General features: G+C 29.1%; 13 protein-coding genes. 6 read left to right on the forward strand and 7 right to left on the reverse strand.

What is annotated here, in order from left to right:
* The first annotated feature begins 5 nt into the window (after positions 1 to 5).
* The 4 genes from Q0997_RS02590 to Q0997_RS02605 all read left to right on the forward strand — a co-directional run bounded on the left by Q0997_RS02590 (position 6) and on the right by Q0997_RS02605 (position 5581).
* Positions 6 to 2018, forward strand: a complete 2013-nt coding sequence (locus Q0997_RS02590; protein ID WP_299884146.1) for a fumarate reductase/succinate dehydrogenase flavoprotein subunit — start codon at positions 6 to 8, stop codon at positions 2016 to 2018.
* Positions 2019 to 2028: 10 nt separating this feature from the next.
* Positions 2029 to 2775: a succinate dehydrogenase/fumarate reductase iron-sulfur subunit gene (locus tag Q0997_RS02595; RefSeq protein ID WP_299884147.1), complete on the forward strand. Its 747-nt coding sequence runs from the start codon at positions 2029 to 2031 to the stop codon at positions 2773 to 2775.
* A gap of 91 nt (positions 2776 to 2866) precedes the next feature.
* On the forward strand, positions 2867 to 3805 hold the full coding sequence (locus Q0997_RS02600; protein WP_299884149.1) for a M20/M25/M40 family metallo-hydrolase: 939 nt from the start codon (positions 2867 to 2869) through the stop codon (positions 3803 to 3805).
* Positions 3806 to 3811: 6 nt separating this feature from the next.
* Positions 3812 to 5581: a DNA mismatch repair protein MutS gene (locus Q0997_RS02605; RefSeq protein ID WP_299884151.1), complete on the forward strand. Its 1770-nt coding sequence runs from the start codon at positions 3812 to 3814 to the stop codon at positions 5579 to 5581.
* Between the two features lie 3 nt (positions 5582 to 5584).
* Here the strand turns inward: Q0997_RS02605 and Q0997_RS02610 are convergent, their stop codons facing one another.
* From Q0997_RS02610 to Q0997_RS02625, 4 genes are all read right to left on the reverse strand, one after another.
* Entirely contained in the window at positions 5585 to 6271 is a 687-nt protein-coding gene (locus Q0997_RS02610) for a GldM family protein (RefSeq protein WP_299884153.1), read from the reverse strand.
* Positions 6272 to 6277: 6 nt separating this feature from the next.
* Positions 6278 to 6865 carry a hypothetical protein gene (locus Q0997_RS02615; protein WP_299884155.1) on the reverse strand — a complete coding sequence of 196 codons (588 nt, stop codon included), beginning with the start codon at positions 6863 to 6865 and terminating at the stop codon, positions 6278 to 6280.
* Positions 6866 to 7217: 352 nt separating this feature from the next.
* Entirely contained in the window at positions 7218 to 7892 is a 675-nt protein-coding gene (locus Q0997_RS02620; protein WP_299884157.1) for an intradiol ring-cleavage dioxygenase, read from the reverse strand.
* Positions 7893 to 7903: 11 nt separating this feature from the next.
* Positions 7904 to 8461 carry a PepSY-associated TM helix domain-containing protein gene (locus Q0997_RS02625; protein ID WP_299884159.1) on the reverse strand — a complete coding sequence of 186 codons (558 nt, stop codon included), beginning with the start codon at positions 8459 to 8461 and terminating at the stop codon, positions 7904 to 7906.
* A 613-nt stretch (positions 8462 to 9074) separates the two neighbouring features.
* Here Q0997_RS02625 and Q0997_RS02630 point away from each other — a divergent pair.
* Together Q0997_RS02630 and Q0997_RS02635 are read left to right on the forward strand one after the other, a co-directional pair.
* Positions 9075 to 9806 carry a sensor histidine kinase gene (locus Q0997_RS02630; RefSeq protein WP_299884161.1) on the forward strand — a complete coding sequence of 244 codons (732 nt, stop codon included), beginning with the start codon at positions 9075 to 9077 and terminating at the stop codon, positions 9804 to 9806.
* A complete protein-coding gene (locus Q0997_RS02635; protein ID WP_299884163.1) occupies positions 9796 to 10491 on the forward strand; it encodes a LytTR family DNA-binding domain-containing protein in 696 nt (231 codons plus the stop codon). Before Q0997_RS02630 ends, Q0997_RS02635 begins: the two co-directional genes overlap by 11 nt.
* A gap of 3 nt (positions 10492 to 10494) precedes the next feature.
* Here the strand turns inward: Q0997_RS02635 and Q0997_RS02640 are convergent, their stop codons facing one another.
* Genes Q0997_RS02640 through Q0997_RS02650 form a run of 3 tightly spaced genes read right to left on the reverse strand, consistent with a single transcriptional unit; the run spans position 10495 to position 12702 of the window.
* Positions 10495 to 11310 carry a hypothetical protein gene (locus tag Q0997_RS02640; protein WP_299884165.1) on the reverse strand — a complete coding sequence of 272 codons (816 nt, stop codon included), beginning with the start codon at positions 11308 to 11310 and terminating at the stop codon, positions 10495 to 10497.
* Positions 11307 to 11801 carry a hypothetical protein gene (locus tag Q0997_RS02645; protein WP_299884167.1) on the reverse strand — a complete coding sequence of 165 codons (495 nt, stop codon included), beginning with the start codon at positions 11799 to 11801 and terminating at the stop codon, positions 11307 to 11309. Before Q0997_RS02645 ends, Q0997_RS02640 begins: the two co-directional genes overlap by 4 nt.
* Before the next feature lie 10 nt (positions 11802 to 11811).
* On the reverse strand, positions 11812 to 12702 hold the full coding sequence (locus Q0997_RS02650; RefSeq protein WP_299884169.1) for a hypothetical protein: 891 nt from the start codon (positions 12700 to 12702) through the stop codon (positions 11812 to 11814).
* Positions 12703 to 12903 lie beyond the last annotated feature (201 nt).

Here is a 12903-nt window from a genome sequence, read left to right on the forward strand (position 1 = left end):
GATTTATGGCTTTAGATTCTAAAATACCTCAAGGTCCAATTGCAGATAAATGGACAAATTATAAAAATCATATCGATTTAGTAAATCCAGCAAACAAGCGTAATATTGATGTTATAGTTGTTGGTACTGGATTAGCTGGTGGGTCTGCTGCTGCTACATTAGCAGAGCTTGGTTATAATGTAAAAGCATTTTGTTTTCAAGATTCTCCAAGACGAGCGCATTCTATTGCAGCTCAAGGTGGAATTAATGCAGCAAAAAATTACCAAGGTGATGGAGATTCAACGTATAGATTATTTTACGATACTGTAAAAGGTGGTGATTACCGTTCGCGAGAAGCAAACGTATATCGTTTAGCTGAGGTGTCTGCAAATATTATAGATCAATGTGTAGCTCAAGGTGTTCCTTTTGCTCGTGAATATGGAGGATTACTTGATAACCGTTCTTTTGGAGGTGTATTAGTATCTAGAACATTTTATGCAGCAGGACAAACAGGGCAACAGTTATTGCTAGGTGCATATTCTGCAATGAACCGTCAAATAGGTCGTGGAAAAATAAAAATGTACAATCGTCATGAAATGTTAGACGTTGTAAAAGTAGATGGAAAAGCTAGAGGAATTATCACTAGAAATTTAATTAATGGTGAGATTGAAAGACATTCAGCTCATGCCGTAGTGCTTGGAACTGGTGGTTATGGTAATGTGTTTTTCTTATCTACAAATGCGATGGGAAGTAATGTTACTGCTGCTTGGAAAGCCCACAAACGTGGCGCATACTTTGCAAACCCTTGTTATACACAAATTCACCCAACTTGTATTCCTGTCTCTGGAGATCATCAATCTAAACTTACATTGATGTCTGAGTCTTTAAGAAATGATGGTCGTATTTGGGTTCCAAAAAATATGGATGATGTAAAAGCAATTAGAGAAGGCCGTTTAAAGCCAACTGAAATTGCTGAAGATAATAGAGATTATTATTTAGAACGTCGTTATCCTGCTTTTGGAAACTTAGTACCTCGTGATGTTGCTTCTCGTGCCGCTAAAGAAAGATGTGATGCGGGATATGGTGTAAATGCTACTGGTGAAGCAGTGTATTTAGATTTTGCTTCTGCAATACAACGTTATGGAAAAGAGCAAGCACATATTAAAGGTTTAAATGAGAATGATGCTGCTTTAATAAAATCATTAGGGCAAGAAGTAGTAAAAACTAAATATGGAAACTTATTCCAGATGTACGAGAAGATTGTAGATCAAGATCCATATAATACACCAATGATGATTTATCCAGCTGTACACTACACAATGGGTGGCGTTTGGGTAGATTATAACTTAATGACTACTGTTCCTGGTTTATATTGTATAGGTGAAGCTAACTTCTCAGATCACGGTGCTAACCGTTTAGGAGCTTCAGCATTAATGCAAGGTTTAGCAGATGGCTATTTTGTGTTACCATATACAATTGGTGATTATTTATCTGATGATATTCGAACAGGACCAATTTCTACAGATACAAAAGAGTTTGAAGAGGCTGAGAAAGAAGTAAAAGAAAAAATAAAATTCTTCATTACTAATGAAGGAAAACATTCTGTAGATTATTTCCATAAACGTTTAGGGAAAATCATGTGGAACAAAGTTGGGATGTCTAGAAATGTAAAAGGTTTAACGGAAGCTATTGCTGAGATTAAAGCCCTTAGAGAACAGTTTTGGAAAGAAGTAAGTGTTCCAGGAAGTAGTGATGAATTAAATGAAGAACTAGCAAAAGCTGGTCGTGTGGCAGATTTCTTAGAATTAGGAGAGCTATTTGCTAAAGATGCTCTAAACAGAGAAGAATCTTGTGGAGGTCACTTTAGAGAAGATTCTGTTGAGTTAGATGGAGAACAAAAAGGAGAAGCATTACGTAATGATAAAGATTTTGCTTACGTGTCTGCTTGGGAATATAAAGGAGAACCTAGTGATGCCGTTTTACATAAAGAAGAACTAGAGTTTAATGATATTGAATTAAAACAAAGAAGTTATAAATAAAAGAAAGACTATGAATTTAACGTTAAAAATATGGCGTCAAAAAAACGCTAACGATAAAGGAAAAATGGTTGATTATAAAATCAGTGATGTATCACCAGATATGTCTTTCCTTGAAATGTTAGATGTTTTAAATGAACAATTAATAAATAGTGGAGATGAGCCTGTAGCTTTCGATCATGATTGTCGTGAAGGTATTTGCGGTATGTGTTCTTTGTATATAAATGGAGAAGCTCATGGTCCAGATCGTGGCGTAACGACTTGTCAATTACATATGCGTATGTTTAAAGATGGTGATACTATTTATATCGAACCATTTAGAGCTAAAGCATTTCCTGTAATAAAAGATTTAGTTGTAGATAGAAGTGCTTTTGATCGTATTCAACATGCAGGCGGATTTATTTCTGTAAATACGTCTGGAAATACAATTGATGCTAATGCTATTCCAGTAAATAAAGAAGATGCCGATGAGGCTTTCTCTGCGGCAACTTGTATTGGTTGTGGAGCATGTGTAGCGAGTTGTAAAAACTCTTCAGCAATGCTATTTGTAGGTGCAAAAGTATCTCAATTTGCATTATTACCTCAAGGTAAAGTTGAAGCTACAGATCGTGTACTAAACATGGTTAAGCAAATGGATGATGAAGGTTTTGGTAATTGTACAAATACTGGAGCATGTGAGGTTGAATGCCCAAAAGGTATCTCATTAGAAAACATTGCACGTATGAATCGTGAGTATTTAACAGCGTCTTTAAAAGGATAGTTTTTAGACAAATAAGAGTCTTAAAATAAACAAAAACCCAAGCCATAGCTTGGGTTTTTTAATTAGTTTTACATAATTACTCTAATTCATTATGAAATTTAAATCAATACTATGTACTTCTGTATTTTGTTTTGCAATATATAGTTGTAAAACCCAGACAACAAAAACTGTCACTAAAGTAGAAAGTAATACTTCAGTCTATGATAATTACTCTTATACTACAGATTCGCTTTTGAAACATATAAAAACACTATCATCAGATGCTTTCGAAGGTAGAAGAACAGGGACAGCAGGTGCATTAAAAGCTAAAACATATATTATCGAAGCGTTAAATAAACTTGATGTTGGACCATTAGGAGCTCATTACGAGCAACATTTTAAATTTGATAAATATGATGCAGTAAATGTTTTAGGACTTATAAAAGGAACAGAAAAGAATAATAAATATATTGTTATATCTGCACATTACGATCACGAAGGCGTTAAAAATGGAAAAGTATATAATGGAGCAGATGATGATGCATCAGGTGTAAGTGCATTAATAGCATTTGCAGAGCATTTTAAGAAAAACCCTCCAAAGCATAATGTGATTTTGGCTGCTTTTGATGCGGAAGAACTTGGATTAAAAGGTGCTTATCATTTTGTTAAAGACAATACTATACAACAGAGAAATATTGTTTTAAACCTCAATATGGATATGATTAGCCGTAGTGATAAAAATGAGTTATTTGCTGTTGGTTCTCGTTACTATCCTAAATTAAAACCAGCAATCGATAACTATAAAAAGATAGGGAAAGCAAACCTTTTAATAGGGCATGAAGGTTTGGGTGATGGTGATAATTGGACGTATTCTAGTGATCATGCAGCTTTTCATAAAGCAAAAATCCCTTTTATCTATTTTGGTGTAGCAGATCATGAAGATTATCATAAACCTACAGATGATTTTGAACGTATTGATACTGTATTCTATCAAGATGCCGTAGAAACAATACTACAGGTTTTTAAACAATATGATGCTCTAGAATTATAAATAACAATGCAAGACTCTTCTTCATATTATAAACAGAATATTTCTACTTATAAAGCTGAAATTTCAAAGATATATAAACAATTAACAGGATTAAGTACTGCACGTCTTTTAGTATTTATAGCAACAATTATAGGTGTTTATTTTACCTTTAATAATTGGCAAATTGCTTTAAGTTTTGCTTTAATTGGGATTGTTTCTTTTTTATACTTACTTTCTAAACACACCAACTTAAAAACAAAATACAAGCTTAAAAAAGCTTTACTGTCAATTAATGAAGAAGAAATAAAGATAGGATCTGGTGATTTTTTTCATAGAAATGCAGGACTAGAATTTCAAGATCCAAAACATCATTATGCTTTAGATATTGATTTATTTGGTCGTGGTTCATTCTTTCAGTTTATAAATAGAACAGCAACAAATATTGGCGCTTTATCATTAGCAAATACATTAAAAGCTAATGCAATTAAAACTATAGAAAAAAGGCAAGAAGTAATAAAAGATTTGTCGTTAAAAACCGATTGGAGGCAAAGTTTTCAAGCCACAGCAAATTTAATTGAAGTACAAACCAAGCCAAATCAAATTGTAAAGTGGTTAAATGAGCATAAATCATTTATGCCAAAATTTTTTAAATGGATTCCATTAATTTTTTCGATTGCATCGATTGTAATAATAATTTTAGGTATTACTAAAGTTATTCCTATTGCTTATGCTGGATATTGGCTATTTGTTGGGTTTGCTATTACTGGTCGTTTTTTAAAGAAAACAAATGATTTAGCGAAAAACACTAGTAAGATTAGAGATACATTTAGACAATATGCGTTGTTATTAAAAGCTATTGAAACAGAAACATTTACTTCAGAAATACTTAAGGAAAAACAACAAAAAATACAATTAGAAGGAAAAAAGGCCTCAACTATTTTAAGTAATTTATCTAGTGCGATGGATGCATTAGATAATAGAAATAATATGATTGGATTAATTTTTGGCAATGGCTATTTCTTAACCGATGTTAAAAATAGTTTTACCATAGACCAATGGATAGAAACCTATAAATCTAAAGTAGAAGATTGGTTTGAAGTGGTTACTTTTTTTGACACTTATAATAGTTTAGGTAATTATGCTTTTAATCATTCTCATTATGTATATCCTAAGATATTAAATCAGGGAGAAACTACAGCTGTTAAAAACTTAGGCCATCCATTATTGAAATTAGAAAAACGGATAGATAATAATTTTGAGATTGATGGTGAGCAATTTTTTATTATTACTGGTGCTAATATGGCAGGAAAAAGCACCTTTTTAAGAACAGTATCTTTACATATTGTTATGGCAAATATAGGTTTGCCAGTTTGTGCAGAGTCAAGCGAATATGTGCCAGTTAAATTAATTACAAGTATGCGTACTAGTGATTCTTTAACAGATGATAGTTCTTATTTCTTTAGCGAATTAACACGTTTAAAATACATTGTAGACGCTATAGAAACAGATAATTACTTTATAATCTTAGACGAGATATTAAAAGGCACTAATAGTACAGATAAGGCTATTGGATCAAGAAAGTTTGTTGAGAAATTAGTAGCTAGTAATGCTACAGGAATTATTGCTACACATGACTTAAGTCTTTGTGAAATTGAAAAAGAGCTTAAAGAAGTAAAGAATTACTATTTTGATGCGCAAATAATTAACGATGAGCTTTATTTCGATTATACCTTTAAAAAAGGAATCTGCCAGAATATGAATGCGAGTTTCTTATTAAAGAAAATGGAGATAGTTTAAATTTTAACTAGTTATTTGTAAAAGTATCGGCGAAATTTTGCAAATACGTAAAGAACCATAACCTAGTATTGAAGACGTTATCTTTATATCAAAAATTTGAACTTTAGAACCTCTTTTCATTTTTTGTATATCTTTAAGTAAAAGGGTTGATTTAATTCTATTTCCATATACTTTTTGAACATTCTTTCCAGGTAATTTAATTTTAAAACCTATTACTTTAGCACTAAGTCCATTAATTAATAAATCTGGAAAATCGTAAGATACTTTACCGGAACTTAATTCTGTTTTAGATAATTTAATTATACTTTTTTTTGAGTTTCTCCCATTAAATTGACTTATACCACTACTTAAATTTTTTATTTTTAAAGTTTTTGAAATCTCAAAGTTTTTTCCATTAGTAAGTTTTCCTGTAACATAAATAATAACTTCTTTACCAGATTGAGGTACCATTTCATAATTACCTTGATCAATTTTTTTTAGCCCAATTCCTTTGGCGACATATTCTATATTGTTTTTAGCAACTATAGTAATTGGATTTAATATTCCTCGATATACTATATCTTGATTATTATACTCAACAATTATTTCAATTTCTGTTAATTTCTCTTTAGCTATTTGGCTTTCATGTTGTCTAATAAATGTAGAGTATATAAGAAAAACAAAATAGAATGATGTTAAAAATTTTACCATAATTTCTTAACTATTAGGAATTATAAGTCGCTCATTAAAAACCCATTTTTTAATTAAAGCCTTATTGGTTGTTATTTCTGCAAAAACATAAATTTTAGATTTAAAACAAGCAGATGTTTCTGCTAATTCAATTACTACTTTATTATCGCAATAACTCGAGTGTAAAAAGTAAATGTCTTTGTCTTTTATTAAAACATAGCCAACATGATTGTCTAGGCCAACAAAGTAAATACCATCTTTATAAGTCCTGTTTAGTTTTTGTTTTAATGTTTCAAAAGAAAGATTAGAATATATTTTTAATTCATTCTTTGGTTGTAATGCTATAGCTTCATTTAAACCACCTTGTTGCGCCATTTTATAGCGATTTATAACAAAACCAAGATGTTTTAATGTTGTAGAAACAAAATAACCACAAGCAATTTCACCATTGTTTGGGACACTAGTATGACCATTAAACTCCCAAGTTGTCCCATACCAATGTGGAACAATATCATTAATTAACTTTAAATATAAATACTTAGAAGCACTGTCTATAGCTTTTTCTTTGTTTTTAAAATATAGTGGTTGAAAATACCTTTTTGGAGATACTTCCATGTTGTGTTTTATTGTATTGTAATTTCCTTTAGCTTTAAAATTAATATTTAGCTTAATACTGTCTAGATTAGGAGTGGTTTTTTCTTCAATGTTTTTATTTGAAGATATATTATCATTATCAAATACAATAGTACTAGTAACTTGATAGTCTTTACAACTAAGAAATACTAAAAGTAAAAAAAGATGTTTTGTTTTAATAGCGTTTAAGAATTAGTAAATAAAAAATAAGGATATTAGTTAGTGATATATAGGTTATATAATTAACGCTATAAGTATACTATTAATTATGTCTTATCTTAATATTTATAATCTTGTGGAAGGTTTTACCTTACTAATTCTTATTAGTATAATCCTAAAACTTCACCTTAATAACCTTATTAAGAGTGTAGCCATTGGTATTATCTCCCGTAACATTGTCGGCCATGTTACCAGCTAAACTATCTCTAAATTCATAATCTCTTCTGTTGGAAGTATCTGCTTTCCCTTTATATTTTTTATCAGTATATACTGTTTCAGATATTTTATCTGGAAACGCAATTTGTGTCGCTAATAAAGATTTTCCATTCTTTTTAAGAACTTCAATATGTAAATGAGGCGCTCGACCAGGATACCAACCTGGGTATATAGAAATAAAAGAAACGTTCCCTTTATTATCTGTAGTTTGTCTACCACGAAGGAAGTGTTTATGCTTAAAATTACCATCTAACTGATGTGAATATTCAGAGTAGTTTCCTTTTTTATCACATTGCCATATATCTACATATACATCTGATAAAGGTGTACAATTAGTATTGACATTTTGAATTGTTAAATTTACAAGCAAAGGAATGCCATCTCGATCACCTATTATATTAGCTCTAACAACATCTGCAGGAGACTTTAAAGGAAAAGGGCCTATAGTTTCTCTTGGCGTCATTTCACAGTCATTATTAGTGTCTTTATTTGAGGAATAGTTTAAAGCAGCTCCTAAAACGGGAGTAGCAACAAGTCCTAAACCTAGATTTTTAATGAATTTTTCTCTCTTCATAACATGATGATTTAATTAATAAAAAATAAAAATATAAATGGGAAAATAAGTCCTATAACGGTTAATATCCATCCGCGTTTTTTAAAACTATACTTCCCTTTCGAAATAAACATTCCTGTAATAGCAATAACTAACATGGCAATACCGAAAATATCTGAAAACCATATCCACCAACTATTTGTAGTCTGATGTAATATGGCCATTTGCTTTAATACAGGAATAGGTTTTACAAATTCGATTTCTCCATTTCCAGTATTTAAATCTATTGTCATGAAAGCATTATTAAAATAAACTCGTCCTTCATCTCCTCTTTCTCTATAGGCTTCAAAATCACTTTCTGGAGCAAATGTGGATGCAGTATTTTTAAAATATTCCTCAGTTATGCTTGATTTGTCTTTTGGTAAATTCAGTTTTACTGGCTCTACTTTTACTGTATATTCTCTTGAACTAAAACTTTCTCTATGATTTAGGGTTATTCCAGATATCGAAAAAGCAATAATTAATCCTAAAAAAAAGTAGGCTAGATCTCTGTGAATTAATCTGTTCCAATATGCTCTTGTCTTTTTCATTTATAAATTATAATTACTTACTTCAAATGTATTTTTGATTAAACACTTTCTATAAAAAAATCTATGAAACAGCGTTTTTTTTCAGTTAAATTAAAGAACTAAGGTTTTTTATATTAATAAGTCGAAACTATATTTAGGCGCAAATCACTATAATTCACTTAATTTATGACCTAGTTTATTTAAAAAGTAATAGGACATAGTTAAATAGCTTATATATTTATATTATATAAATTAATAAAGAAGAGAATGGGGCAATATGTACTATTTTTTTTGTTAGATAAACGATAAATAAAGTTTGTTAGTGAAAGGGAGACAAAAACATATTATTTTCTGGGTACTATACACTTTATTTATTTTTTTCATATTTAGCGTGCTTACAAATTTACTTGAAACAGTATTTAGAACTTTAGGGGTTATAAGTATGCAAATGCTTGTTTTTTATTTTAATTATAATGTGCTAATACCAAAATATTATTCAAGTAAAATGTATGTCCGTTACGGATTGATAAATTTTTTATTGCTGATTTTTTCGGTTTTCACATTAGATTTTTTTGTTAGATTATCTTTTTATATTTCTCACCTTAATAGAGATCATAGTTACTCTCTAAATACGGTGTTTAACTTAAGATATTTTGATATAGATTCTTTAGAAATAATTTTTAACCATATGATGCCAGTTTTACTGGCTATATTTATTAGTTTCTTGTTTTATAATTTTTCTGAACTAAAAAAAAGAGAAGAAAAAGAAACATTACTAGCTAAAGCCGAAAAAGATTTTTTGATTTCGCAGATAAACCCACATTTTTTATTTAATACTCTTAATAATATTTATTCGCTGTCTGTTTTTAACAATGCTCAAAGTTCTTCAGCTATTATGCAACTTTCTAAAATGTTAGACTATTCTTTGTATGGATCAAAAAAAGAATTAGTTAGTTTACATGAAGAAATACAACATATTAATAATTTTATAGGCCTTTTTAAATTAAAAGATGATGGTATAGAAACAATTACTTTTGATTTTGTAAAGGCAAATAAAACTTTGAAAATTGCTCCTATGTTATTAATTCCATTTGTGGAAAATGCTTTTAAGCATGGAAATGTAGAAGATGTGAAAAATGGCTATATAGAGATCGATCTATATACAAAACAGGAGCAAGTGATTTTTAAAATAAAAAATTCCTATAGACCAAAGAAATCTGTTGATGAATCTAGTGGAATAGGAATTATTAATGTTAAAAGGAGATTGGAGTTATTATATCCAAACAAGCATCAATTACATATTGAACAAAAAGAAAATGATTATATAATAAACTTATCTATAACAACAAACACGGATGAAGCTTAATATAATTATAATAGATGATGAACAATTAGCTAGAAAACTTTTAGAGAATTATATCTCTAAGATAGAACATCTGGATCTTATAGGTTCTTTTAAATCCCCAATTGAAGCCTTATCGCTTTTAAAAGAAAAATCAATAGATATAATACTACTAGATATTAGAATGCCAGATATTTCTGGATTAGATTTTTTAAAAACATTAGAGAATCCGTCTGCTATTATATTAACTACTGCGTATAGAGAATATGCATTAGAAGGCTACGAACATAATGTTACAGATTACTTACTTAAACCTATTGAGTTTTCTAGATTTTTAAAAGCTATTAATAAAGTTGATATAAATAAAAATGATACTACTACAAATTATAAAAAGGAGATAGAATATATTAATTTAAAATATAATAAAAAGACTTATCGAATAGCATTAAGTTCTATACTATATGTTAAAGGAGAAAATGAATATGTCAACTATTATCTTAAAAATGACGAAAAACTTTTAATATATGGGACATTAAAAGACATTGAACTTAAGTTGCCTTCTTCTAATTTTATTAGAATACATAGATCTTATATAATTAATATTAATGAAATAGATTATGTAGAAGGTAATAGGGTTGTTATACAAAATCAAAAACTGCCTATTAGTGATAGTTACAAGAAGATTTTTCTTGAGAAATGGAATGCTTAATATTTATTCTAGCTTTTCAATCGCTTCTAATATATCGGATTTATAAACTTTGAAACCAGCATTTATATTAATGAATTTATTAGTGTCTTGAAACTTTAAAAGGGCATTTTTAAATTGTTTTTTTGCTTCCTTTAAATCTAGTTTTTCTTTGTACGCAATACCTAAATAATAATAAGTATCAGCAAGGTCTTTATTTATAATAATTTGCTTTTTTAAAGCCTTTATTGCTTTATCGTATTGTTTATTTTTAACATATAAAACTCCTAAAGAATGGTAATCTGCAAATCCAAAATCATCTTCAGTTTTATAACTATTTAAGCAGTTAAGAATAGTTTCTATCCCTTTAGTGTAATTACCAGTTTTGGCATATGCTAAACCTAAAATAATACGCATATCTTTTTCACCACCTGGCGTAAATTGTATATACGCTTTTGGCATTGCATAATAAGTTTCTAAGTCTTTAATACATAGTTCATTATTTTTATATTGCCAATACCAGTAAGCTCTATACCATAAATAGTCTAGAGGTTTTAATTTTACAGCTTCATTTAATAACTTAAGTCCTTCAATTAAAAACCCTCTTTTAAAATAAGGAACAGATTTTTCATAATATGCCCAATGAAATTTTGGACCTAAAGTAATAGCCTTATCAAAAAGTAGTTGAGACTCTTTACTACCTTGTTTATATTTTAAAGCTTCATCACTAAGTTCACAAGCTTTTCTTTCTCTACTGTTTTCTGGATAAATATAGCAGTTAACTTGACTAAAACTTTTTGAACAAAAAATAAAAAACGATAGTATTAAAATTGTTGTTTTCATGTTTTTTGAATTTCCCCATTTATTATTTTAATAGTAAAAAAACTATAGCCATCGAGATCTTTACCTTTGTAAAAAGGATGATTCCAGCCATTTAAACTTTTTATAATACTTAAAATATGTTCTGATAGTTGATTTGGAGGTTTTGTTTTAAGGAATGAAGAGTCGAGAGTTTGTAATCTATAACGTCCAGTTTTGTTCTTACAATTTATAGCGAATCTTACAATAAAATAACCTGAGAAATGTTCAAACTTTGGATTAAAAACAAATTTATTTAATAGTTCTGCTTCTAAAGCTTTTTCACCTCCATTATATTTAATAAGTGCTCGTTTGTGTAGAACATTTGTAGAGTCACAGAATTTAAAATCTTTGTTATCTGTATTTGGATTATAAGCTGTGTCTCCAATTTGATTTTCGTAATATGTGCCTTCTATTTCATTATTACAACTCAATATAAAAAAGAGAAATATAGTGAAAAGTGAAATCGTTTTCATTTTCATGAAATTAACTTAATGCTTTTATTTTGGCTATCATCTCTAATGCATTCTTATCTTCAGGTTTTAAACTTAATACTTTATAATAGTTCTTTAACGCTTCAGTATAATTTTTAGTGATAAAATAAGCTTCGCCTAAACTATCGTAAACATTATGCTTATAAGGAAAAATCTTTGTATTCAAATCGAAAATATACAATGCTTTTTCAGTCTGTTCAGCTCTTAAAAATACATAGCCATATGTATTAAGTTCACGACTACCTTTTACAAACTCTGCTAATCTTGGAATTAATTCTGTTTCCATAGTTTTAAGTGAATCCAAAGATTTATTTTCTAACTGATTATTAAGATAAGTCACAGCTAGGTAGTTTGGTCTGTATTTAGTTGTAGTTGTAATTTTAAGTATGTCACGCTCAAACGTTTCTTTTGGGTGTTCAACAATTCTGTTGACTTCTTTACCATCTTTATAAAATATAAAAGTTGGGACACGATGAATATTCATACCTTTTTCTTCACCATTTGGACCTTGTTTATAAGCGTCGTCACTTCTATTTAAAGCAATAACTTCTAATTGATTCATAGGGTAATTTGCTTCCTCTAAAACCGAATAAAAACGGGGAACTTCCTTTTTGCTATCGCCACACCAAGTACCTAAAAAAGCTTTAATTGTGTAACCTTTAAGTGAGTCTTTAATTGTTTTAATAATTTTGTTATTGGCTAAATAAGCATCATGATTTTTATTAAACCATTCTTTAAAAGTTGCTTTTGTTAAACCTTTTTTATCTATTTTTCCAAGCAACATTTGTTTTCCTTCTCCGTATTCTACAACTTGATTAATACTTTGCGAAAAACCAATTGATAGGCTTAAAAATAATGCGATTAAAATAACTGTTCGTTTCATGTGTTTTAATTAATGTTTTTAACGGTCACGTGTAGCATCCTTAATATTGATTTTACTAAATAAAGCTATATAGCTATGGATGGTTCATGAGTTTATTAATTTGTTTGATGATGTTTCAAAAGTAAATTCTAAATATCTTAAGCCATAATAATTTGTACAAACAACAAACTTAAAGTGGTCAATGAAAGAAATACATGTAGT

This window comes from uncultured Lacinutrix sp., assembly GCF_947500325.1.
Lineage (GTDB): Bacteria > Bacteroidota > Bacteroidia > Flavobacteriales > Flavobacteriaceae > Lacinutrix.